Here is a 22,231-nt window from a genome sequence, read left to right as displayed (position 1 = left end):
ATGGATCGGTTCATGGGTGTTCTGAAGGGGTTCCGCGATCAGCTCGGCAAGCTGCAACGTCTGGCCCAGCCCTATTTCCTGCCCCTGGAGGAGAGCAGCTCCTGGCAGTTTCTTCTGTTGGTTGTCTCCACCCTGGTCGTGGTGGTGGGCTTCACCCTGCTGCTGCTGACGGCGGCGGTGGCGATCAGCGGCAGCCTGATTCCCGAACTGCGTGACCGCTTTCTCCCCGGGGTGCCCGAACAGGTTGCCGCGCTCTGGAGCGGTCCGATCGGTGTGGTGATCATGGCCCTGTTCGCCGGTGGCCTGGTGGCGTTCGGCAGCCTGCGGAGCAAGTTGCGCCAGGGCCGCTGGCTCCCCTGGCTGCTGATGGGGGTGATCACGCTGCTGATCCTGGTGATCAACGGCATCAACGTGGGGATCAGCTTCATCGCCCGGAATGTCGACAACGCCCTGGTGGCCTACGACCAGGACGGCTTCTGGAAGATCGTGGCGATCTACGCCTTCTGCCTGGTGCTCGCCCTGCCGATCCGGGCGATCCAGAGCTACCTGATTCCGAAACTCGGCCTGCTGTGGCGTCAGTGGCTGAGCACCCGTCTGTTGGGCCGATACCTCTCGAACCGGGCCTATTACATCCTCAATCCCAACGACGAATCGATCGAAGAGATCGACAACCCGGACCAACGGATCTCCCAGGACACGGCCAGCTTCACCAGCACCAGTCTGAGTGTGACCGTCGAGATTCTGGCGGCACTGCTCACCTTCGTGAGCTTCGTGATCGTGCTGTGGACAATCAGCGTGAATCTCGCGCTGCTTCTGCTGGTGTATTCCGTTGGGGGAACAGCTTTGATCGTGTTTGCCAGCCGCAAGCTGGTGGCACTGAACTATCAGCAACTCAAGCTGGAAGCGGATTTTCGCTACGGGCTGGTCCACATCCGTGACAACGCTGAGTCGATCGCGTTCTATCGCGGTGAAAATCAGGAGGGCAAGGAAGCTGAGCGGCGGCTCGGTGGGGCGATCCTCAACTACGACCGACTGATCATCTGGGAAGCCCTGATCCAGGTGATCCAGCGCTCCTACGACTATTTCTCCCGCTTCCTCCCCTGGCTGGTGATTGCTCCGGTCTACTTCGCCAAGGAGGTGGATTTCGGCGTGTTCGGACAGGCCAGCATCGCATTCTCCCAGGTGCTGTTTTCAGTCAGCTACATTGTCAACAACATCGACAGACTGGCCGCCTTCTCCGCCAGCATCAGTCGCCTGGAAGGATTTCAGGTGAAGGTGGATGAAATCAATGCCGAATCCGAAGGCCTCAAGGAAGCCTTCAAAGGTAAGTTCAGCGTCGATGAAGCAAGCGAGGCTGATGCCCACGACAGCATTCAGGTGATCCATGCCGACCTGGTACCGCCCCGGAGCAGCCGCCGCCTGATTCATGACCTCAGCCTGGAGGTGGCCGCCAACCAGCGGCTCCTGGTTGTTGGACCCAGTGGTTGCGGCAAGACCTCCTTCCTGCGACTGGTCAGTGGGCTCTGGCCACCGGCGGCTGGTGAGATCAAGCGCCCTCCCCTGAACGAACTGCTGTTCATTCCACAGAAGCCCTACATGATCCTGGGCAGCCTCAGGGAACAGCTCTGTTATCCCCTGCAGCCAGAGCGATTCAGCGATGCCCAGCTCCGCAACGTGCTCGAGGAGGTGAAACTGGCAGAGTTGGTGAGCCGTTACCCTGACCTCTCGATCAAGCAGGATTGGCAGCGAATCCTTTCACTGGGAGAACAGCAACGCCTCGCCTTCGCCAGGCTGCTTCTCAACTCGCCCCGTTTCGTGGTGCTCGATGAGGCCACCAGCGCCCTGGATGTCAACACCGAAAAGCACCTCTATACCCTGCTCACCGAACGCGAAATCGCCTTTGTGAGCGTCGGCCACCGCCCCACCCTCGCCGCCTTCCACGACACGGTGCTTGAACTCGACGGCATCGGTGGCTGGCACCTGCTGCCGGCTGCCGGCTATGACTTCTCCCGAACATGAAACCAGTGAAAACCCCTGCCGGCTCCAATGATCCAGCGGCCAGCAGCGAACCGGAACAGGTTCGAGCCAAGCTCCCCCAGGATCAGCCCTTCGGCTGGAGCGCCTACGCCGAGCGGATCAACGGCCGGTTCGCCATGCTGGGCTTCACAGCCGTGCTGGTGATTGAAGTGCTCAGCCGCGACACCTTTCTGCATTGGGCGGGTCTGGTGCCTTGAGCGCAGGGAAGCAGGACTTTTCAGGAAAACACATCCACTGATTTCATCAGCGAAGGCGACCATGGCAAGGGCTTGACCGTACGGAAAAGCAAGAATTCCGATGAGGAGTAAATCCGTTCAAACAGTTGATCTTCCCCCAGCCTTTCCCTGAGAATCCGATCCTTCCTGGAGCGGCCGTTGATCAAAATATACTCATAATGCCGCATGAAATTCGTTGACATGAACACTTCGCCTTCACTGTGAATCCGTTTGCCGATCACCTTCCGATGGGAAAGATGTGGTGCGAGGTTGATGGGAGCCAAGGTCGCCGCATCCGGAGGAATCATCTGCAAAACCTGCTGAGCTTCAGCGACCCGCTCGAAAGGCGCGTGATCAGTCATGATCCGGATGTATTTTGTCAACGCAAGAACACAGACCAGCGCCCACAGGATCAAACGGTTGGCCCTGATTCGGGGAAATCCATAGGTCCGCGAGGAGATGGCAAACAGGATGATAAACGGGACGATCGCCAAGCTGTAGTGAAGCATCAGCCCCTTGTGATTGGGATGATCACTGAAAAGATTCAGCAACAAAGCTGGAGTGGCACCGATCAGCTCAGGCAGGGCCTTGATATGGCTGGTGAGCAGAATCGGAACAACCAGAAGGAAAAGATAGAATGCATTCTCGATGGAGAGCAGATGTCGGATCAAAACCCACGGATTAAACAGAATGGTATGAATAACCTCCGATCTGGTGTTGCCCAGGTAGCTGAAGAATCTTCCCACCCAATCGTGCTTTGCAACCCCACCGCCAAGCATCGGCGTGAACACCATCACGATGAAGGCGAAGTAAGCGGCGGACATGACAGTAACAGGAATTCCAATCCTGTAGTCACGCTTGGCCAGAAAATACACACCAAGACCTATGCAGGTCAACGCAAGTGCTTGCTTGCAAGCCAGAATCACACCTACAGAACAAAGTACGAGCCACAGGCTGCCCCTTCGTTGCGCATAAATCGCCATCAAAATAAAAGGAATGGCAATGATTTCTGGATGGAAATCAGAGACGCTGGCATTGATAACCACTGGATACATGAAGTAAATCCAGGCCATCAATTTTGCGTCGGCATTGCCCAACTGATAATCCTTGGCGATCAGATACACGATCGGTCCACCGGCTGCCAGGCTCAGCGCCTGCACTGCGAACAGCCAGACCACCGATGGGAATAGCCTATAGAGCAGACTCAGAGGGTAAAAGATAAAGGAGGCATGGTCGCCCAGAATATGAAATCCCAGATAGGAGGATATCGGGGGCTCGCCTCTGCTGATCAGATAAATCGCCTGATCAAAGATTCCGAGATCAAAGGCACTGGAAGAAAGGGTGAAATGCCGCCAGGTGGCACTCAGAAAAAAAACAATAAAAAGAGCCAGTGAAACCAGCCACAGATAGCGCGGTACACGCTGATCGGAAGCAGCGGCAGGATCAGCTGAATGCATGGGCTTCATCCGGTGGGGTTCGTCGATTTCACTTCAACCGTCGGGCCTTATGTCTTTGGCTGAGTCCGGCTCAGGGCAGATCAAGAAGATCCACCTGCCAGAGTCCGCCGCGGCTCACCTGAACCGCCAGCAGTCGTCCGTCCCCACTGAGGCTCACCTGATTCGGCACACCGGCTGGCTCCAGCGGCAGCGATTGCAGCCCCTGAATCGAGCGACGGTAGAGGGCCAGTTCAGTACGGCCGTCCCGCTGACGCACCAGGGCGAGACGCTCGCCGCTCCGATCGACACTGACGCTGATCGGCTTGGCATCGGGGCGGTTCAGACCTGGCAACGGCACCGGACGGTTCTGGCGGAGATCCACCAGCACCACCTGCTCACGGCCCTGCCGGCCACTGATCATGGCAAGCCACTCGCCGCTCAGGGAAGGTTCACGACCGACGCCGGCCTGCTCAAGGGCCCGGTTGATCGGCTCGAGTGGAAGCAACGAGACCGGGCTGCAACCGAGCAGGCTGAGCGGCAGCAGAACGGCGATCAGAAATGGCCCTGGCTTCATCGCGGCTGGATCGGCAGTCCAGGCGCCAGATCCGCTTCGAGCTGGCCGCCGAGGTCAAACAGTTCCACCCGCCGAACCCCGTCCCTGGTCAGTTGAACGGCAAGGCGACGACCATCCGGAGCCAGGCTGAGTCGCTGGGGCTCCTGTCCTCCCGGCAGGAGCAGCGGGTGGGGGCGACCGGTGGCACGGTCTTCGATCATCGCCAGACGGCGCTCGCCACGCTGAACGATCAAGGCCAGGTACCGACCATTCCAGCTCAGGGAGGGGGAGCTGTGGGGTTGCTGACCGTTGAGGGTGCGCAGGGGCAGCACCTTGCCGCTCAGTCGCTCCTGGAGCAGAACACTGCTGCGGCCATTGCGCTCCACCAGGCTGGCCAGGAGCCGACCATCGCCGCTCAGGGCCGGATCTTCCCGACCTTCCATTCCAAAACCAGACGGTGGTGCCGGGCGACGGCTGACCCCTAGCCAGGAGCTGCAACCGGCCAGGCTCAGGGCGAGCAGCGGCATGGCGATGATCGAGGTGAGCACTGCTGCTCTGACCAAGGCTGGGCCAGCGGCAGCAGCCGGGCATGCCTGCTCAGTTGTCGAAGCGGGAACTGTTGTCGCGGGGGGCGACCCGCCCGGACGCCTGGGCAGTGGAAGGAGCCTGACCAGGGGAAGCAGCACGGCCGGGCGAGGCTGGACGGATCGGAGCGTAATCGGCGTCACTGACGACGCTGCTGGCGTCCTGGCCGGACCGGCCATCAAGGCGACTGGAGGTGCTGCTGCCGGATCGGATCGGAGTTCCCTGGGGAACTCCGGATCGGCCGGGAGGCTCGGTGGGATCGGATGGGCGCCGGCTGGAGCGAGGCAGGGAATCGGGGCTGGCGGCCGGCCGGCTGCTGCGGCGGGTGTCCGGGGCGCCATCCCGGTCGCGACGACGGTCACCGAAGGCTGTGGACGAAGGGGAGCTGCTCCCACCGGCGCTGAAGCGGGAGCGGGGCGTCGCTGCAGGACTTGAACCGGGCCTGGGCGCTGAAGCTGTTGCCGGGTCGTCATTCCAGTCTCCCGGGTCGACGGGACGACGGCTGGCGGCCCGCTCGGGAATCGCGGTGCGGGCCGGTTGACGGGGACGGTAGAAGTCGTCGTCTTCGGGGGGAACGGTTTCGCGGGAGCGGATCCGGCGCCTCAGGGGCTGGGGTTCATCGAGCCGGTCGGTCTCACCAGCCCAGTCATTGCCACCCATCCGGCCACGCTCGGGAAGCGGTTCGTCGTCGTCGAAATAGGAGGAACGGCGGGCCTGCTCGGTGGTGACGCCCCTGAGCCTCACACTCTCGTAGGCGAAGAAGACGGTGGTGCCCGCCAGCAGGAACTGGCCGAACTGCAGGATCGGATCGAGGCGCCAGCCCTGGAAGAACAGGATGCCGCCGCAAAGCAAACCGATGGCGGCGAAGAAAACGTCGTAGTCGCGGGCGAGGGCTGGCTTGAAGCTCCTCATGAAATAGAGGAAAGCACCACCGACGGCCAGAACGATGCCGACGATGCTCGCCCAGTTCAGGCTGGCATTAACCACGTCTGGAATTCCTCAGTCAGAAGGCCTGGTGATGGTCTCGGTGACGAGAACCTTCCCTGCAGCTTAGGGACCTGGCACGAAGCTGCCAGCGGCTGGCGATGCCGGGTTTCAGAGCTTGCGATCGACCTGATCGGTCTGGCTGATCAGGATCAGGGCCAGGGTGATCGGAACCACCACGATCACGGCGCCCCAACCGAGGCTGCTCAGGAAGTTCGCGAGGGATGGGGTCATGGCGCTGAAGATCCAGATCCGATCCTAGACATCGGCCGCCGCTTCCTACGCTGGAGATTCTCTTGCTTAGGGCTTTGTGACGGCCGATCCCGCACTGCTGCACCTCCTGCCCGGCCTGAATCAGCTGCTGGGCCTGCTGCTGGCGGCCTGGACGCTGTTGTTCCTGTTCCGGATCGTGCTGAGTTGGTATCCCCAGATCGACCTGAGCCAAGGGGTGATGCGGCTGATCGGCGCTCCAACGGAACCTTTGCTGGGGTTGACGCGCCGGTGGGTGCAGCCGATCGGCGGAGTCGATGTCACCCCGGTGATCTGGGTGGGGCTGATCAGTCTGCTGCGGGAACTGCTGGTGGGGCAGCAGGGGCTGCTCTGCCAGCTGGCCCTGCGCAGCACTGCTGTGGCCTGAAGCTAGGAGCCGAGCATTTCCTGCTCGACGAACCTGGTGTGCACCTCGCCCCGCTGGAATTCAGGCCGCTCCAGCAAGGCGAGATGAAACTCGATCGTGGTGGGAATCCCGGTGATGGCGCACTCGGTGAGGGCTCGGCGCATCCGCTTGAGGGCGGCATCGCGATCCTTTCCCCAGACGATCAGCTTGCCGATCAGAGAGTCGTAGAAGGGGGGAATCTCATAGCCGGTGTAGACGTGGCTGTCCACCCGGACCCCCGGGCCGCCCGGAGGCAACCAGCCGGTGATCCTGCCCGGCACCGGGCGGAAATTGTGCTGGGGATCCTCGGCATTGATGCGGCACTCGATCGCATGACCGCAGAGCTGGATCTCCTCCTGGCGAAGGCTGAGCGGTTCGCCCCCGGCGATCCGCAGCTGTTCGGCGATCAGATCGATGCCGGTCACCATTTCGGTGACTGGATGCTCCACCTGGATGCGGGTGTTCATCTCCATGAAGAAGAAGTTGCCGCTCTTGTCGAGAAGGAACTCCACCGTGCCAGCTCCTTCGTAGCTGATGCTGCGGGCTGCGGCAATCGCCGCCTCGCCCATGCGACGGCGCAGCTCCGGATCCAGGGCCGGGCTGGGCGCCTCCTCCAGCAGCTTCTGATGGCGTCGCTGGATCGAGCAGTCCCGCTCCCCGAGGTGAACCACGTTGCCGTGCCGATCGGCCAGCACCTGGATCTCGATGTGGCGAGGGCGGTCGATGAACTTCTCGATGTACAGACCCGGGTTGCCGAAGGCCGCTTCCGCCTCCCCCTGAGCCGCCTTGAAGAGTCCCTCAAGCTGATCGGCGCTGTGAACGAGGCGCATGCCCCTGCCACCACCGCCGGCGGTGGCCTTGATCATCACCGGGTAACCCATGGTGGCGGCCAGCTCAGCGGCATGGGCAGGCTGCTCGAGCAGCCCTTCACTGCCGGCGATCGTCGGCACTCCCACCCGTTGCATGGTGCTCTTGGCCGTTGCCTTGTCGCCCATGGCCCGGATCGACTCGGCTGAGGGACCGACGAAGGTGAGGCCGTGGGCCACACAGATCTCGGCGAAGCGATCGTTCTCGGCCAGGAAGCCGTAGCCGGGATGAATGGCATCCGCGCCCCGGGAGATCGCCGCGGCAATGATGTTGGGAATGTTGAGGTAGCTCTTGCTGCTCGGAGCCTCACCGATGCAGACGGCCTCGTCAGCCAGCTGCACGTGCAGAGCGTTGCGATCCACCGTGCTGTAGACGGCCACCGTGGCAATGCCGATCTCGCGGCAGGTGCGCAGGATGCGCAGGGCGATTTCGCCACGGTTGGCGATCAGCAGCTTGCCGATGGGCATCCGTGCGGAATCCAGGCCGCTGCGGACTGTATCAGTGATGACCCTGGGGCCTGAGCGGCGTCAACGTTCCTGGCGGAAGGGGGCCGGGGCGGGTGATCGGTATATTGGCCAGCCGGAGGGAGCTGCGCTCCTGAAGGCCACGCGGATGTGGTGGAATTGGTAGACACGCACGTTTGAGGGGCGTGTGGCTTCGGCCTTGCGAGTTCAAGTCTCGCCATCCGCATTTCTCTTTTCCGGTCCTTCGGTCTGCTCAAGCTGGCTGAGTCATCAGCACCATTGATCCGCACTCCGTCTGGCTCGCCACCCCGTTTGACCCGCCACTCCGTTTGAGCAGACCGTCAGCTTGACCAGGCCGCCAGCCTCCGCCGCGATCCTGCTGGTTTGCAACGGCCCAGGCGAGCTCACCACCTGGGTCAGGCCGCTGGCCGAATGTCTTCACCGTCAACGTCCCTTGCGACCCCTGGTGGCTGAGGCCAGCACCAGCCTCAACCTGATCCTGGTGCCGTGCCCGAATGCCACCGGCGCCGAGGCCCAGGTTGCCGAGCAACTCGGTCTGTTCGAGCGCATCAGTCCGGCGCGGCGCTTCTGGTCGCTGCTCCGGAATCCACGCCGACTGGGGCCCTGGCCATCCCGGGGGGTGGTGGTGTTTCTGGGCGGGGATCAGTTCTGGACGGTGCTGCTCTCGGCCCGGCTGGGCTACCGCCATCTCACCTACGCCGAGTGGGTGGCCCGCTGGCCTCGCTGGAACGACCGGATCGCCGCGATGGGACCGGAAGCAGCGGGACGCCTCCCCTCGCGTTGGCGGTCACGCTGCACCGTGGTGGGAGATCTGATGGCCGACCTCTCGGCGGCGGCCCGTCAGGAGGATCCCCTGCCAGCCGGGGACTGGGTCGCCCTGCTGCCTGGCTCGAAGGGCGCCAAACTGCGCGTCGGCGTGCCGTTCCTGCTCGAAACAGCCGACCGTCTGGCAGCCCTGCGGCCCGGCTGCCACTTCCTTCTGCCGGTGGCTCCGACCACCTCGGTGACGGAGCTGCTCCGCTATGGCGGTCCCGCCAACCCCCTCCAGGCGCACTACGGCAGCGGCATCCCCCACCTGGCACCGGTCGATGCAGACGGGCGGCGCTGGATCAGAACCGGACTGGGCACACCGATCCTGCTGATCGAGCAGCATCCGGCCCACGCAGCCCTGAGCCAGTGCGCCCTGGCGCTCACCACGGTGGGAGCCAACACGGCCGAACTCGGGGCCCTGGCGGTGCCGATGATCGTCCTGGTGCCCACCCAGCATCTGCAGGTCATGCAGGCCTGGGATGGCTGGCTGGGGCTGGTGGCACGCCTGCCGTTGCTGCGCTGGCTGCTCGGCGTGGCTCTGACGGCCTGGCGGATGCGGCAACGGGGCTTTCTGGCCTGGCCGAACATCAGTGCCGGCCGCAGCGTGGTGCCGGAGCGGGTCGGCTCGATCTGGCCGGAGCAGATCGCCGCAGAGGCCGCCGACTGGCTGTCCCGGCCTGAGCGGCTGGCAGGCCAGCGCGAGGATCTGCGCAGCCTGCGGGGTCAGCCGGGGGCCGTGGCGGCCTTGGCGGGGATGGTGCGGGAACTGCTGCCTGAGGCTTAGCGTGAGATTTCCCCTCCGTTTGCCTTCGCTCCATGGCCAGCCCCGATTCCGTACCCAGCGAGCCAACGCTGGCCGCGCCGCCGCTGGCTGAACCCGACTGGCGCTCCAGGCTGACCCCCGAGCAGTACGAGGTGGCCCGCTGTGGCGGCACCGAGCGGGCTTTCACCGGGATCTACTGGAACAACAAGCAGGCCGGCCAGTATCGCTGCGTGTGCTGTGGCTCCGAACTGTTCAGCTCCACCGCCAAGTTCGAGTCAGGCACGGGCTGGCCCAGCTTCTTCGACGGGGTCGATCCGGCCGCGATCACCACGGTGGAGGACCGCAGCCACGGCATGGTGCGCACCGAAATCCGCTGTGCCCGCTGCGAAGCCCATCTCGGCCACCTGTTCACCGACGGGCCCTCCCCCACCGGCCTGCGCTATTGCGTCAACTCGGCATCACTCGACTTCAACCCTGCCTGAGGCCGCCGGCACTCACCAGGGATCCTCGAAGCCGGAGCGCTCCGGCCGATCAACGGGAAAGGTTGCCGGCTGAGCTTCAGGCCCGTCGTAGGGCCCTTGATAAGGCTCTTGATAGGGCTCTGGATCGACATCGAGCGGCTCCTCCTGCCGATCAAGCGGGGGACGACGCTGGAGGGAGCGTGGCTGGGCGGACCTTGGCAGTGGCCGCTCCGATGCAGCAGGAGTGGCCCTGAACGGCGGCGGATCGAGATCTTCGAAACGGCGATCTTCGTAGCGGCGGTCTTCGTAGCGAGCGTCCTCGTAGCGGCGATCCTGCCTTGAGCGCTCTTCGCTCTCTCCTGGTCCGGATCGGCCTGGCTCCCGCCCGCCCCGAACCGGTTCAGCCTGATCGTCCTGGTCATCGAGGTAGCGGCGTTGGCGCATGGGCTCCTGGCGCCGGCGATCCAGTTCGACGTACTCCAGTTCTTCGTCGCGCTGGGGCTCGAGGGCGCGACTGGTGGCTGGCTGGATGCGGCGCTGCTCCTGGGCGGTGGGCTGGCCCGATGTCAGCTGGTTCTCGACGGGGACCATCGGCTGGCGAAAGCGGTCCCGTTCCTCCTGTTCCCAGCTCGGTCCACCGATGCCGAGCTTTTCGAGCAGGCCGCTGCCGAGCTGCTTGAGTTTCTCTTCAGCGCCCTCGTACACGATGATCCGATCCGGGCCGCTGCTGACGATCTCCTCGACCGCGAGTTCCCAGGTGCTCAGCACACCCTCACCGAGCAGGGGCACCCCAAGGGCACCGAGCACCAGCGTGGTGAGTTCACCGGTCTCGATGTCGAAGCTGAACCCAAGCACCCGGCCGAGCTGCTCGCCCGATTCCGAGACCACCTGGCTGTTGATCACCTTGCTGTAGCGCTCGGGATTGAAGCTCTGGGTGAGTGAATCGACCGAATCCACCAGGATCACATCGCCCACCTGGCGGATCCGATCGAGCGGCATCCAGCGGGGCAGACCTGGAAGAAAGCGGGTGAGTGGGTTATCCCGCAGGCCGAGGGCCATCACTTCGCGACGGTCGATGTCCACGACCACCTCGCCGACCACCCCGAGCCTCCGGCCGGTGTCGCGGGTGATCACCTGGGTGCCCATCAGCTCGGATCGCAACCAGAGCCTGTCGCTGGGTACGGCCCTGGCTGGATCGGTCGAAGGAGGGATGGAGGAGGTCAATGGCCTGATCCCGCGTGGTGTCGGCGAAGCGGATGTTGTTGGGGTCATTGTGACCCACGGCTCAGGCGGCGGTGGGCAGGCCGACCACCTGGGTGTGGGAGCCTCGGGCCTGGGTCACGCCGATCGTGCGGGTGGCGGCGGCGATCATCGGCCGGCGGTGACTGACCACCAGAAACTGAGCCTGGTCAGCCTGGCTGGCGATCAGGGCTGCCAGCCGCTCGACATTGACACCATCCAGGAAGCTGTCCACCTCATCGAGGGCATAAAAAGGGGATGGGCGGAAGCGCTGCAGGGCGAACAGGAAACTCAGGGCCGTCAGCGACTTCTCTCCACCGGACATCGAGGCCAGCCGCCGCACCTCCTTGCCCTTCGGATGGGCGACGAGGGTGAGGCCACCCTCCAGGGGTTGATCCGGGTTCTCCAGCTGGAGGTGGCCTTCCCCATCGGAAAGGCCGGCGAAGATCTCGCGGAAATGGCCATCAACCGCCTGGAAAGCTTCGAGGAAGGCCTCCTGACGCAGGGTCGCCACGGTTTCGATCCGCAGCAGCAACTCCTCCCGCTCCTTGCTCAGCACATCAAGGCGCCCTTCAAGTTCGGCAATGCGCTGCTCAAGCTGGTCAAGCTCCTCGAGGGCCAGCATGTTGACCGGCTCCAGGGCCTCCATGCGCTGCTGGAGGCGGCGCAACTCCTGGTCGAGGCCGTCCAGAGCAAGCTCCCGCACAGAGGCGGGGATCTCAGGCAGCGGGTCGGGCAGTTCCCGGGCCATCGCCTCAAGTCGAAGGATGAGGCTGCGCTCCTGCTCGGCGATGGCCAGCAATTCCTCACCGAGCCGCTGCAACTGCCAGTCGTGCTGCTGGAGAGCCTGGCGCTGGGCAGCGAGCTGGGCTTCGGCTGCATCCCTGGCCCGGCGGCGCTCGCCGAAGCGTTCCTGCAGGTCCTGCTGCTGGATCTCCAGGCCCTTGCGGCGTTCCTGCTCCTGCTGCTGCTGCTGTCGCCACTGCGCGTGGGCCTCGGCCAGGGCAGCCACGGACTGCTGCAGACGCTGTTCCTCAATGGCAACGGAAGCCATCTGGTCGGCGAATCGCTCGGTTGCCAGGGCCCGCTCACGTCGGGCCGAAAGAAGAGCGTCGCGGTGCAGACGCGCCTCACTGAGCCGAAGATCGGCTGTTTCAAGATCCTGCTGCAAGCCCTGCCAGCGGCCGCGATCAGCGGACGACTGGGCGCCGGCCTCCTCGGCTTCGAGGGCCGCCAGTTGCTGCTCCAGGGGATTGATCAGGCTGGCCAGCACCACCAGGCGCTCCTGATCAACCAACAGGGCGGCCTGGAGCTGAGCCAATCGATGCTGCAGCTGCTGCTGGCGCTCCAACTGGGGGCCGAGGGACCGCTGGGCGGCGCCCAGCTCCGCCGCCAGGGCGGCCTGGCGCTGCTGGCGCTGGTTCAGCGCAGGGCGCAGCTGCTCCAGTTGCCGTCCCAGATCAGCTTCCCGCCGCCGCGAGGCCACCAGGCTTTCGCCGAGCTCCAGCAACCGCCGCCGCAATGGCTCCGCCTCGTCCTGTTCGCCACCGCTGCCGAAACCGAGCTGACCGGCGCGGGGCTGCAGGCTGCCGCCGGTCATGGCGCCGCTGCGCTCGAGCAGTTCGCCTTCGAGGGTGACGGCGCGGCAACGACCCAGCTCCCGACGGGCGCTGGCCAGATCCTCAAACACCAGGGTGTCCCCGAAGACGTGGCCGAACACATCCCCATAGACCGGCTCAAAACGGATCAGCCCCACGGCCCGACCGACCAGCCCACCACCGCGGCCGGCCGGTCCTCCCCGACCCCGCTCCAGGGCGGCCCCGCCCCGGCCAGGGCCACCGCCCCGGATCTTGTTGAGCGGCAGGAAGGTGAGTCGTCCGGCCCGCCGGGTCTTGAGCAGCTCAATCGCCCGGGCAGCGATGCGATCGTCATCGACCACCACCTGGGAGAGCCGGCCACCGGCCGCCACCTCCAGGGCCAGCCGCAGTCGCTCCTCCACCTCACCGAGCTGGGCGACCGGGCCGTGGATCCCCTCCAGTCCTGATTCCAGCAGCAACCGCAGAGCGCCGGTTCCCCGGCTTTCCTGCAAGGTGTCGCGGCGGCTCTCGATCCGGGCGATCTCCCGTTCCAAACCGACCTGCTCCTGCTCCAGCCGCGTGCGGGTGCGTTGCTGAAGAGCAAGGGCGTCGCTCAGCTCCTGAATCTGCCGGATGTCGCCTTGCAGCTGGAGCTCCAGGGCCTGAGCCTCGGCCTGCAACGCCTGCTGTCCCTGCTGAGACGCCTGGTCGGTGCTGCCGCCATGGGCCAGCTCAGCGCCGAGTTCGACGAGCCGGTCGTGCTCCTGCCGCAATCGCTCCCCACATTGCTGCTGCTCGGCCAGCAGGGGGGTGAGCTGGGCCTGCAGGGCCTGGCGACGCTGGCTGCGTTGCTTCTGCTCCTCCAGCCAACTGCTGGAGCGGCCCGCCACCTCACCCAGCCGGCGACGGGAGAGTTCCACCGCCCCTTCAGCGCTGCGGCAGGCGCGTTCGGCCTGCTCCAGCGCCTCGCCCCCATCCCCCTCGCGGCCTGAGGCCAGTTGCTGGCAGCGCAAGTCCTCCTTCTGCTGCTGGAGCCCCTGGCGCCGCGACTGAAACTGCTCGGCCTCCTGCTGATGGCGCTCGGACTGACGGGCCAGCTCCCGACCACTGGCCTCAAGGCCAGCCAGCTCGGCCTGCACGGCCAGCAGGCTGTCTTCACCCAGGGCCTTGACCTCCGCCTGGAGCAAGGCCAGTCGTGCGGCTCCCTCCTGGAGCGCCGATTCCGCGACGGTCAGGGCGGCCCGATCGGTTTCCTGCTGCCGGGTGAGAGCCAGGCGACGACTGCCCAGCTCGCTGTGCTGCCGCTGGGCGAGCTCAAAACTCAGGACCTGATGCTGAAGACGACCCTCCAGCAGCCGCTGGCGCAGGTCCTGGTAGGTGCGGGCTTTGGCGCAATCACGCTCGAGCTTCAGGCGACTGGCCAGCAATTCCTGCTCGACGATGCGGCAGCGCTCCTGCCGCTCCTGCACCTCGTCGAGCTTGGCGCGGGACTGCTCGATGCGGGAATCGAACAGGGCAACGCCAGCCAGTTCATCGATCAGGCCACGCCGATCGCGGGAACCCATCGAAACGATCCGGGTGACATCGCCCTGCATGACGACATTGCTGCCCTCCGGGTCCACCCGCAACCGCCGCAGCTGGCCCTGCACCTGCTGAAGGTTGCAGGCGACGCCATCGGCGCTGAACGAACTGCTGTAGGTGCCGCCCGGGGCCAGCCGCAGCCGCCGCGTCACGCTCCACTCCCTCTGACCGGGCTGGATCCACGGCCCCTCCGCTGGAGCTTCCAGGCCCTCCTCAGCGGGGTCGGGTCGCCAGTCGGCGAGATCGAAGCGGACCGTGACGACCATTTCGGCCGCCTTGCCCTGGCGCACCACGGCGCTGTTGATCAGGTCGGGCAACCGCTCCGCCCGCATGCCCCGGCTGGTGGCCAGACCCAGGCAGAACAGAACCCCATCGAGAATATTGCTCTTGCCGGAGCCGTTCGGTCCGGTGACGACCGTGAAGGAGGGCTCCAGCTGGATCGCCATCGATCCGCCGAACGACTTGAAATGAGTGAGCTCGACCTGATTGATGTGAACCAACAGGCCCGCGCGCCGAGCACATCAAATTTAGCGGATGTGGCCAGAAGCTCAACCCCTTCCCTAACTTGTGAATCAACATGCCGAACCAGCCCGCCATGGAACCGGATCCATCCACCATCAACCACGAACGCTTTCGTGAGCGGTTCGAGGCCCTGTTGCCCACCATCCAGCGTGAGTGGCCCCAGGTGGCCCGCGAAACCCTCGAAGCCACCCGTGGCAGCTTCGATGACGTGGTCGCTGTGATCGCCGAGCAAACCGGTCGCACCGCCACCGGGGTTCAACACCAGCTCGGGGAGCTGCTTCAGGTGGCCACCAAGCAGACCCGCCACCTTGCCGACCAGATCGGGCCGCTGGAAGAACAACTGGAGCATCTGCTCGATGAGCTCAACAGCAGCCTGAGGCCCCGGATCGAGAAGCCGGTGCGCGAACGGCCGCTGCTCGCCCTCGGTGTGGCGGCAGGAGTGGGGATGATTGCCGGCCTGCTGCTGGCTTCGGGGCGGCGCTCGGCATGAGCAACGAGCGCGACCGGGCTGGAGGAGGCGGCGCCACGCGAATGGCAGCGAGCCGGGTGAGCGCCCTGGTCAGCTCGGTGATGGATCTGCACGTACGGATCGCCTTGCAGGAGGCTGACAGTGAAAAACGGCGCCTGATCAGTGGCGGGTTGCTGCTGGGAGGGGGCCTCACCTTTCTGATGCTGGCCACCGTGCTCGGCCAGCTGGCCCTGGTGCTCTGGTTGCATCTGGGCTTTGGCTGGGGCTGGATCAGGGCCGTGCTGACTGTGGTGGCCGGCGATCTCGTGCTGGCAGGGCTGTTCCTGCGGATCGGTGGCCAACTGATGAAGGGTCCCTATCTGCCCCAGACCACCGCAGGCCTCAGCAAAACCACCCGGGCGATTCTGGGGCGCTGAATCGGAAAGCCTCGCCTCAGGCGGCCAACGCCGCGGTGATCGTGGGGTTGCTGTACCAGCTCATCGGGCCCTCCTTCACGGCGACGATGCCGAGCTCCCTGCGGAGCTCCTCCAGGTCCTGCCCCATGCGGTCCTCCCAGAGAACGGGGAACAGAGGTTGGGCCTGCTCAGCCATCTCCAGACCCCTGAGAATCATCCCGAGGGTGTATCGGGCTGTCCGGGCCTGATGCTCGACTGCCTCGATCTGATCCAAGGGAACGTCTGATTTCAACCAGGTCAACAGCAGGATCACCAGATCAAGGAAGCCAAGGCCTGGGTGATTGAACTGGCCCACACTGATACTCACCACACCGATCTCACCACGGCCATCAAGGCTGAAACCACTGATGATGTGGTGGATGTCATGGGTGGCAAACACGCGGTAATTGATGTAATCGGCGTCAGTTTCAAGGTTGTTGTAAAAGGTTGGTTCCGGGAAGAAATTGATGTCATAGCCCAGGCAGCCAAGCGCCGTGGCATAGGTGTGGCCCAGAGTTCCTCTGGGGAGTTTCCTGAGGGCATCAGCGTCATACGGACCACAGAGCCGCCGCTGCTTGATCAGCTCGGCGGCGGCGGGATTGCGATTCAGCAGGGTGGTGCAGAGCTTCATCGGGCTGGAGCTGCGCAGGCGATGCGAAAGCAGGAAAACATTGCCCGCATCAGCTCCGCCGCCAACAGCAAGGTCTGTCAGCTCCAGAAACTCCTTCAGATTGGCCTGGGTGGCAATGGAATCGAGGTAGCGGAAACCCATGGGATCGAAAAGGCGGCAAAAATACGGTTCAGCTTTGGCTCAGTTCTGCGGCAGGCCAGCCGCTTCCACCCAGACGGACACAGAGCCGCCAAGGCAGTGAAACTCGGCCCAGCCGTGTTCATTGGTGGTGATCAACTCGGTGCGATGGCCGGTGAGATCACGGAATTCGGTGAACGCTTTCCCCACTTCCATCCATCGGCTGCCTGCCGGGCCAGCGCTGAGCAGAACTGCCATAGCGCCGGGATGCTCAACACTGCCGAGCCGGGTCCAGCCGATCCTGTGGACGTGATCAAAATAATCGTACTGATCACCATAGGCGAACTGATTCCGAGCAAGCAACAGCTTGTCGAGAATGCTGCGGTGACTATCCATCCAGATCTCATGGACATTCCCATCCTTGCCTTTGTCGATGTAGTGGGCTCCGTAGTAATCAGGATGGAAGATGCAGGGATAGCCTTCCCGGCGCAGCAGGATGATCGCGTAGGCGAGTGGTTTGAACCAGCTTTCCACCACCGATTCAAGTGCCTGCAGGGGCTGGGTGTCGTGGTTCTCAACGATGGTGGCCGCCAGGAGCGGCATCTCCTTCATCAAGGTGCCATCCAGGATGGTGCGCATATCAAACGCTTCGCCACGGCGGCTGGCCTGGTGAAAATTGTTGTGGAGCGGGGCATCAAAGAGGCTGAGCTTGCCGCCGGTGTTGGCTGCGTACCAACTGAGGGTGGCGAGGTTGTAGGTCCAGTACTCCCCGACCACGAACAGATCCCGCTGGGCGTGATCTTCCAGGTGTTGCACCCATTCACCAAAGAAATCACTACTGATGTGCTTGATCGCATCCAGACGGAAACCATCCACACCCACATGATCAAGCATCCATTCGCCCCAGTGCTTCAGCTCAACACGCACTTCGGGATGATTGATGTCGAGATCGCAACCCATCAGGTAGTCATAGTTGCCGCTTTCAAGATCCACATTGCCATCGAAGTCTTTGTCTTTCATTCGCCAGATTGCTTTTGTACCTGGATCCAAACTGTTATAATCCACCGCATCAAAATGCCACCAGTGCCAGTCCATGCCGGAGTGAAGCCCGTTACGGGCAGGAAAATTGAAGCCAGTCCAGGAGCGGATCGTACGGGCCTCTCCCATGGCCTCGTAACGATTGGAGGGGTTGAAGGGGATGGCGTCGAAATCTTCTTCGAAATCAGCTGCCATCTTGTGATTCAGCACGGCATCGGCATAAACCTGAATGCCGCTGTCATGGCAGGCCTGGATGGCAGCCATCAACTCAGCCTTGGTTCCATACTTGGTGGCCACAGTTCCCTTCTGATCGAACTCGCCGAGGTCGAAGAGGTCGTAGGTGCCATAGCCCACGTCATTGGCGCCACCGATGCCCTTGTTGGCAGGCGGCAGCCAGAGGCCGGTGATGCCCAGCGCAGTCAGGGCGGGAACTTCGCTGAGCAATCGGCTCCAGTGCTGTCCATCGGCGGGGGTGTACCAATGAAACCACTGCATCATCGTGCCGTTGTATTCCCCAACGCCCTTCTTGGCGAGCAGATCCTCGGTGTGGGTGTCGAGCCATCCCCGCAGCAGGGCGATGGCAGCCTCCGCCGTATCTGTGCCTGGATCCCTTTCCGCTTCGAGCACCAGATCTCGCAGCTCGGTGAAGATGGGGTCCATGGGGGAAGGAATAACCGCTGGCATCTTATCGGTGTTCTGGCAAGCCGGGTTAACCGCAGGTCAACGGATCTCGTATTTCAACCAACGGCAATCGATGCCACCGTTGCTCACCGGAATACGACGACTGGCTTTCATCCGCAGAGCGCCGGTGCGCTCTGCGTTACCACTCAACAGCCAGAGCGTCCAGCCCGAGCAGCGCGCCTTGACCATGGCACCGAGATCGAAGTAAAGCTGATCCAGATCTTCCCCGGCGCCGAGCCGCTCGCCGTAGGGCGGATTGCAGACGAGAACACCTGGTTGCGGGGGTGGTACGAAGTCACGACAGTCGCCATGGCGCAGCTCCAGCCAGGGGGCCACACCGGCCGCTTCTGCATTGGCGACGGCCTGCGCGTACACCAGCGCCTCCCGTTCCATCCCGATGATCGGCGCGAGCGGAGTGCCGGCCGCAGAAGCATCGCGAGCCAGGGCGGCCGCTGCCGCCCACTCCCGCTCCCAGAGCGCCGCATCGAAATCAGGCCAGCGCCGCAGGGCAAGTTCGCGGCCCGCCAGCCCGGGTGCAAAGCCCAGGGCCATGCAGGCGGCCTCGATCAGCAGGGTGCCGGAGCCGCAGAGAGGATCGGCCAGGGGCACGGTTCCATCCCAGCCCGTGAAACCGATCAGGCCGGCCGCCAGGTTTTCCTTGAGCGGAGCCAGACCGACGGCGGCCCGCCAGCCGCGGCGGTGCAGGCTGCCGGCCGAGCCATCGGCGCTCAGCACCGCCTCACTGCCGCGTCCAGCGCTGGCCAGATGCAGGTGCAGACAAAGGTCGGGATCATCCAGGTCGATCGAGGAGCGCTCACCCCAGCGCTGCCGCTGCCAGTCGACCAGGGCATTCTTCACCTGAAGGGCGGTGAAGTGGCTGTGGTTCAGCCCCGGGGCGGTGCCGCTCACCTCAACACGGAAGCTGCGCTGGGGCGGCAGCCAGCACCCCCAGTCAGCGGCCCGTTGCACGCCGGCGTAGAGGTCGCCTGGGCTGCTGCACGGGAAGCGATCCAGTTCCCGCAGGATCCGAAACGGCAGCCGGGCCTGCAGATGCAGGCGGTAAAGACCCGCGCTGTCGGTGCGGAATGCCACCGCCCGGCGCAGGGGCTGCACCGCCACTGCCCCCAGGGTGTCCAGCTCGGCGGCACCGAGCTCCTCAAGCCCTGGTGGCACGACGGCGATGCAGGCGAACGGGGCACTCATGGGGTTGGACCGGGGCCGGCGGCAGAGTTCGGGAATGACCACCCTGCCCGGTGGCCCAGCCAACGCCGTTCTGGTGGCACAATGATCAGGTCCGTCCTTGGGCGGACTAGGTGGCTCACACCAGTGCTTCGGACAGCGGTTCGATTCCGCTCAGCTCCACTTCACTCTTCTTCAGGGTGATCATCCAGGGGCTGCAATGGTTTCGACGGGGTAAGAGGAGGGTGACTGAAGCCTGCTCGGTAAGAGCAAATCCGTAACAGCGAACAACATCGTTGCTTTCTCCCGTCAGCCCGCCCCTGTGGCCGCCTGACTCCTTAGGGAGATGGGGTAAGTCAGCCTTATCACCCAATTGACTCACGGGGGCTGGAAGGCCCCCATCTTTGTTCAGAACTTGCGCAACTCCCGGCGCGGATCCCGCTGGGTTCCACCGAGGCCGGAAACGATCTGCACGCCCAGCCCGAGCATCAGCACGGCCAGGGCCAGCAGCAGCCAGAGTTTGTGGCGGGAAGGAGCCAAAGCAAGCGTCTGATCGGGATCCATGCTCCCCCGGATCGGTGAGGATCGAACCGTGCTTCCGCATTCTCTGTCGTGTTGTTCAACCTGAAACAACGTCTCCAGTCGCTCCGAATGGTGGCGGGGCTGGCGACGTTTCTGAAGAATCCCGGTGAACTCAACAGCGTGTTTGCGGTGGCTCGCAGCCTTCAGGGCACCCCACTCGCTACCCAGATGCAGCGCCATCTGCTCGCGGACCCCCGCATGGCAGATCTGGTGGAAACGAACTGGCGGCCGGCCCCGATCAACCTGGCCCAGCTCGCTTCCCTGCCGGTGGGCAGCCTCGGCCACACCTACGCCCAGCAGCTCCAGAGCCAGGGCCTCACACCCGAGAGCCTGGTCGATCCGACCCCGATCCACTCACCTGCCGCTTACATCACCCATCGGCTGCGGGAGACCCACGACATCATTCATGTGCTCACCGGCTTCGGCACCGATGGTCCCGGCGAGCTGGGCCTGCAGGCCTTCAACCTCGCCCAGGTGCGCTCCCCCCTGGCCGTGATGTTGATCTTCGGCGGGCTGCTCGGCACCCTTCAGGAGGATGAGCCACTCGAACCCCTGCTGCGGGCCCTGATCCGGGGCTTCGAGCTGGGTCTGGCAGCCCCCTGTCTGATCACCTACAAGCTGGAGGAGGGCTGGGAGAGGCCGTTGAGCGACTGGAGGCAGGAGCTGGGCCTGCCGGAGACGCCGGCCGTTGCGGCATGAAGGAAGGCCACAGCAGGGTCTTCATGGAGTGGGGGAGATGGCCTTGAACCCACTCCAGGCCTTGAGTTCCTCCACCGTGAGAACCCCCTCCTTCTTCTCCCCGCCCAGTTCCCAGGTGGGATACGCCCGCACCTGGGCCTCCAGGCAGCGCCGGCGACCCGCCTCCTCACGGTCGCATTCCACATAGGGCAACCGTTCGCCGGCTTCGGTGCCGAACAGATTCTTCTGATAGAAGCAATGGGGGCACCACCAGGCCCCGTAGAACACAGCTCCCCGCAGGAGCAGATGCTCCACCAGCGCCTTCTGCTCCGGCGTGGAGGGAGAAACCGCCTGACCAAGGCCACTCGCCGCGGCGGGGCGGGGCTGGCTCGCCGCCTGGGTTTCCAAGCCGCTGCCGACCAGGGCCAACCCGCCGAGCAGCAGGCCCAAGGCCCAGCCGCCCGTCCGGCTCTGACCAGCAACAAAAGGATTGGCCATCGCGAAACCGGCTGTCAGTGGGGCGAGATTAAGCAGCCGTTCGGGCTTCCGCCCTGCTCGGACCCACCAAAACGTGAACCTGGCTGGGAAACTGAAGGCGTTGCTTCCCGGTCCGGAGTCTCGATGGGTTTGCCTCGATGAGCGCCAACGGCTACCGCGACTACTTCAAGGTGCTGGGTGTCGAGCGCAGCGCTGACGCCGATGCGATCAAGCGCTCGTTCCGCAAGCTCGCCCGCCAGTACCACCCGGACGTGAATCCGGACGATGCCTCGGCGGAGGCCAAGTTCAAGGAGATCAGCGAGGCCTACGAAGTGCTCTCCGATCCGGAGAAGCGTCGCCGCTACGAACAGTTCGGCCAGTACTGGAGTCAGATGGGCGGCGGCAGCGGTGGCGCCCCAGGCTTTGATGTGGATTTCGGCCGCTACGGCAATTTCGACGATTTCATCAATGACCTGCTCGGCCGTTTCGGCGGCCAGGCCGGCCAGGGGGGACCGGCCGGCTTCGGGGGAGCGCCGGGAGGTTTCGGGTTCTCAGGAGGATTTCCGGGGGGGTTCTCCTCCGGGTTCGGTGGGTCCGGCGGAGCCCCTGGCCGCCCGGCAACCCTCAACCTTGATGCCGAAGCCACGATCAACCTGAGTTATGCCGAGGCGTTTCGCGGCTGCGAGCGCACCCTGGCGGTGAACGACGAGCGGGTCCAGGTAAGGGTGCCTGCCGGGGTGAAGAACGGCAGCCGCCTGCGTCTCAAGGGCAAAGGCAACCTCCAGCCTGGAACAGGCCGTCGCGGCGATCTCTACCTCAACTTGAAGCTGCTGGAGCATCCGGTCTGGAAGCTCGATGGTGATCAGTTGCGCGCCGACCTGCCCCTCAGCCTTGATGAACTGGCCCTCGGCGGAGAAGTGCGGGTGGCCACACCGGATGGGGAAGCCACCGTGCAGGTGCCAGCCGGCGTGGCCCTGGGCCGCAGCCTGCGGCTGAAGGGGAAGGGCTGGCCCCTCAAGGAGGGACGTGGCGATCTGCTGCTCAGCCTCTGCCTCAAGCTGCCGGAGCAGTTCAGTGAGAGCGAACGGGAGTTGCTGGAAAAGCTGCGTCTGGTTCGCAGCATCGACCCCCGCAGCGACTGGATGCAGGCCGCCAGGCTCTGAGTGAAAGCAGGC

22 protein-coding genes and 1 tRNA gene are annotated in these 22,231 nt (G+C 64.3%); 10 read left to right on the top strand and 13 right to left on the bottom strand.

From position 1 onward, the window contains the following. Positions 1-12: 12 nt before the first annotated feature. Positions 13-2,019, top strand: coding sequence for an ABC transporter ATP-binding protein/permease (locus tag ACXMDY_RS03345; protein ID WP_259703146.1), 2,007 nt, complete (start codon positions 13-15; stop codon positions 2,017-2,019). Beyond that, on the top strand, positions 2,016-2,234 hold the full coding sequence (locus ACXMDY_RS03340; RefSeq protein ID WP_259703145.1) for a chlorophyll a/b-binding protein: 219 nt from the start codon (positions 2,016-2,018) through the stop codon (positions 2,232-2,234). The genes ACXMDY_RS03345 and ACXMDY_RS03340 overlap by 4 nt, the downstream gene beginning before the upstream one ends. Positions 2,235-2,254: 20 nt before the next feature. Here ACXMDY_RS03340 and ACXMDY_RS03335 read toward each other — a convergent pair whose 3' ends face one another. From ACXMDY_RS03335 to psbX, 5 genes are all read right to left on the bottom strand, one after another. Further along, a complete protein-coding gene (locus ACXMDY_RS03335) occupies positions 2,255-3,709 on the bottom strand; it encodes a DUF2079 domain-containing protein (protein WP_259703144.1) in 1,455 nt (484 codons plus the stop codon). 70 nt (positions 3,710-3,779) lie between these two features. After that, complete coding sequence (locus ACXMDY_RS03330) at positions 3,780-4,262, bottom strand: TolB family protein (protein WP_259703143.1); 483 nt, start codon at positions 4,260-4,262, stop codon at positions 3,780-3,782. Next, positions 4,259-4,804, bottom strand: coding sequence for a TolB family protein (locus ACXMDY_RS03325; protein ID WP_399244481.1), 546 nt, complete (start codon positions 4,802-4,804; stop codon positions 4,259-4,261). The genes ACXMDY_RS03330 and ACXMDY_RS03325 overlap by 4 nt, the downstream gene beginning before the upstream one ends. A gap of 34 nt (positions 4,805-4,838) precedes the next feature. Then, a complete protein-coding gene (locus ACXMDY_RS03320; RefSeq protein ID WP_259703142.1) occupies positions 4,839-5,813 on the bottom strand; it encodes a Ycf66 family protein in 975 nt (324 codons plus the stop codon). A gap of 108 nt (positions 5,814-5,921) precedes the next feature. Further along, complete coding sequence (gene psbX / locus ACXMDY_RS03315) at positions 5,922-6,044, bottom strand: photosystem II reaction center X protein (RefSeq protein ID WP_259703141.1); 123 nt, start codon at positions 6,042-6,044, stop codon at positions 5,922-5,924. Between the two features lie 76 nt (positions 6,045-6,120). On the opposite strand from psbX, the gene ACXMDY_RS03310 reads away from it, so the two are divergent. After that, entirely contained in the window at positions 6,121-6,447 is a 327-nt protein-coding gene (locus tag ACXMDY_RS03310; protein WP_259703140.1) for a YggT family protein, read from the top strand. A 2-nt stretch (positions 6,448-6,449) separates the two neighbouring features. Here ACXMDY_RS03310 and accC read toward each other — a convergent pair whose 3' ends face one another. Next, on the bottom strand, positions 6,450-7,799 hold the full coding sequence (accC, locus tag ACXMDY_RS03305; RefSeq protein ID WP_259703139.1) for an acetyl-CoA carboxylase biotin carboxylase subunit: 1,350 nt from the start codon (positions 7,797-7,799) through the stop codon (positions 6,450-6,452). Between the two features lie 141 nt (positions 7,800-7,940). On the opposite strand from accC, the gene ACXMDY_RS03300 reads away from it, so the two are divergent. From ACXMDY_RS03300 to msrB, 3 genes are all read left to right on the top strand, one after another. Beyond that, a tRNA-Leu gene (locus tag ACXMDY_RS03300) sits at positions 7,941-8,022 on the top strand. A 120-nt stretch (positions 8,023-8,142) separates the two neighbouring features. After that, positions 8,143-9,411 carry a glycosyltransferase family protein gene (locus tag ACXMDY_RS03295; RefSeq protein WP_259703138.1) on the top strand — a complete coding sequence of 423 codons (1,269 nt, stop codon included), beginning with the start codon at positions 8,143-8,145 and terminating at the stop codon, positions 9,409-9,411. Positions 9,412-9,443: 32 nt separating this feature from the next. After that, a complete protein-coding gene (gene msrB, locus ACXMDY_RS03290; RefSeq protein ID WP_259703137.1) occupies positions 9,444-9,872 on the top strand; it encodes a peptide-methionine (R)-S-oxide reductase MsrB in 429 nt (142 codons plus the stop codon). Between the two features lie 12 nt (positions 9,873-9,884). Here the strand turns inward: msrB and ACXMDY_RS03285 are convergent, their stop codons facing one another. Then, on the bottom strand, positions 9,885-11,075 hold the full coding sequence (locus ACXMDY_RS03285; RefSeq protein WP_259703136.1) for a PRC-barrel domain-containing protein: 1,191 nt from the start codon (positions 11,073-11,075) through the stop codon (positions 9,885-9,887). A 61-nt stretch (positions 11,076-11,136) separates the two neighbouring features. Further along, the gene (smc, locus tag ACXMDY_RS03280) at positions 11,137-14,748 is read right to left on the bottom strand and encodes a chromosome segregation protein SMC (RefSeq protein WP_457767368.1); all 3,612 of its coding nucleotides are present in this window, start codon (positions 14,746-14,748) and stop codon (positions 11,137-11,139) included. 77 nt (positions 14,749-14,825) lie between these two features. Between smc and ACXMDY_RS03275 the strand changes: the two genes are divergently transcribed. Continuing rightward, entirely contained in the window at positions 14,826-15,260 is a 435-nt protein-coding gene (locus ACXMDY_RS03275; protein WP_259727606.1) for a DUF883 C-terminal domain-containing protein, read from the top strand. Then, complete coding sequence (locus ACXMDY_RS03270; RefSeq protein WP_259703133.1) at positions 15,257-15,655, top strand: phage holin family protein; 399 nt, start codon at positions 15,257-15,259, stop codon at positions 15,653-15,655. The genes ACXMDY_RS03275 and ACXMDY_RS03270 overlap by 4 nt, the downstream gene beginning before the upstream one ends. Before the next feature lie 16 nt (positions 15,656-15,671). Here ACXMDY_RS03270 and ACXMDY_RS03265 read toward each other — a convergent pair whose 3' ends face one another. The 4 genes from ACXMDY_RS03265 to ACXMDY_RS03250 all read right to left on the bottom strand — a co-directional run bounded on the left by ACXMDY_RS03265 (position 15,672) and on the right by ACXMDY_RS03250 (position 19,883). Next, on the bottom strand, positions 15,672-16,445 hold the full coding sequence (locus ACXMDY_RS03265) for a Coq4 family protein (protein WP_259703132.1): 774 nt from the start codon (positions 16,443-16,445) through the stop codon (positions 15,672-15,674). A gap of 39 nt (positions 16,446-16,484) precedes the next feature. Then, complete coding sequence (locus tag ACXMDY_RS03260; protein ID WP_259703131.1) at positions 16,485-18,119, bottom strand: alpha-amylase; 1,635 nt, start codon at positions 18,117-18,119, stop codon at positions 16,485-16,487. Between the two features lie 60 nt (positions 18,120-18,179). After that, complete coding sequence (locus tag ACXMDY_RS03255; RefSeq protein WP_259703130.1) at positions 18,180-19,343, bottom strand: THUMP domain-containing class I SAM-dependent RNA methyltransferase; 1,164 nt, start codon at positions 19,341-19,343, stop codon at positions 18,180-18,182. Between the two features lie 384 nt (positions 19,344-19,727). Further along, a complete protein-coding gene (locus ACXMDY_RS03250; RefSeq protein WP_259703129.1) occupies positions 19,728-19,883 on the bottom strand; it encodes a hypothetical protein in 156 nt (51 codons plus the stop codon). A 48-nt stretch (positions 19,884-19,931) separates the two neighbouring features. On the opposite strand from ACXMDY_RS03250, the gene ACXMDY_RS03245 reads away from it, so the two are divergent. Continuing rightward, on the top strand, positions 19,932-20,600 hold the full coding sequence (locus ACXMDY_RS03245) for a Coq4 family protein (protein WP_259703128.1): 669 nt from the start codon (positions 19,932-19,934) through the stop codon (positions 20,598-20,600). Positions 20,601-20,621: 21 nt separating this feature from the next. Here the strand turns inward: ACXMDY_RS03245 and ACXMDY_RS03240 are convergent, their stop codons facing one another. After that, positions 20,622-21,077 carry a thioredoxin gene (locus tag ACXMDY_RS03240; RefSeq protein ID WP_259703127.1) on the bottom strand — a complete coding sequence of 152 codons (456 nt, stop codon included), beginning with the start codon at positions 21,075-21,077 and terminating at the stop codon, positions 20,622-20,624. 137 nt (positions 21,078-21,214) lie between these two features. Between ACXMDY_RS03240 and ACXMDY_RS03235 the strand changes: the two genes are divergently transcribed. Beyond that, complete coding sequence (locus ACXMDY_RS03235) at positions 21,215-22,219, top strand: J domain-containing protein (RefSeq protein ID WP_259703126.1); 1,005 nt, start codon at positions 21,215-21,217, stop codon at positions 22,217-22,219. The last annotated feature ends 12 nt before the right edge of the window (positions 22,220-22,231 follow it).

The sequence above is a fragment of the Cyanobium sp. ULC082 genome (genome assembly GCF_977927535.1).
This window is presented reverse-complemented; position numbering and strand designations above follow the sequence as displayed.

Excerpts from the sequence above, each read along its gene's own strand:
- ACXMDY_RS03255 (WP_259703130.1), bottom strand. The coding sequence starts at position 19,343 with ATGAGTGCCCCGTTCGCCTGCATCGCCGTCGTGCCACCAGGGCTTGAG.
- ACXMDY_RS03250 (WP_259703129.1), bottom strand. The coding sequence starts at position 19,883 with ATGGATCCCGATCAGACGCTTGCTTTGGCTCCTTCCCGCCACAAACTC.
- ACXMDY_RS03345 (WP_259703146.1), top strand. The coding sequence starts at position 13 with ATGGGTGTTCTGAAGGGGTTCCGCGATCAGCTCGGCAAGCTGCAACGT.
- ACXMDY_RS03265 (WP_259703132.1), bottom strand. The coding sequence starts at position 16,445 with ATGGGTTTCCGCTACCTCGATTCCATTGCCACCCAGGCCAATCTGAAG.
- ACXMDY_RS03335 (WP_259703144.1), bottom strand. The coding sequence starts at position 3,709 with ATGCATTCAGCTGATCCTGCCGCTGCTTCCGATCAGCGTGTACCGCGC.
- ACXMDY_RS03340 (WP_259703145.1), top strand. The coding sequence starts at position 2,016 with ATGAAACCAGTGAAAACCCCTGCCGGCTCCAATGATCCAGCGGCCAGC.
- ACXMDY_RS03330 (WP_259703143.1), bottom strand. The coding sequence starts at position 4,262 with ATGAAGCCAGGGCCATTTCTGATCGCCGTTCTGCTGCCGCTCAGCCTG.
- accC (WP_259703139.1), bottom strand. The coding sequence starts at position 7,799 with ATGCCCATCGGCAAGCTGCTGATCGCCAACCGTGGCGAAATCGCCCTG.
- ACXMDY_RS03270 (WP_259703133.1), top strand. The coding sequence starts at position 15,257 with ATGAGCAACGAGCGCGACCGGGCTGGAGGAGGCGGCGCCACGCGAATG.
- msrB (WP_259703137.1), top strand. The coding sequence starts at position 9,444 with ATGGCCAGCCCCGATTCCGTACCCAGCGAGCCAACGCTGGCCGCGCCG.
- ACXMDY_RS03275 (WP_259727606.1), top strand. The coding sequence starts at position 14,826 with ATGCCGAACCAGCCCGCCATGGAACCGGATCCATCCACCATCAACCAC.
- ACXMDY_RS03260 (WP_259703131.1), bottom strand. The coding sequence starts at position 18,119 with ATGGACCCCATCTTCACCGAGCTGCGAGATCTGGTGCTCGAAGCGGAA.
- ACXMDY_RS03235 (WP_259703126.1), top strand. The coding sequence starts at position 21,215 with ATGAGCGCCAACGGCTACCGCGACTACTTCAAGGTGCTGGGTGTCGAG.
- ACXMDY_RS03240 (WP_259703127.1), bottom strand. The coding sequence starts at position 21,077 with ATGGCCAATCCTTTTGTTGCTGGTCAGAGCCGGACGGGCGGCTGGGCC.
- psbX (WP_259703141.1), bottom strand. The coding sequence starts at position 6,044 with ATGACCCCATCCCTCGCGAACTTCCTGAGCAGCCTCGGTTGGGGCGCC.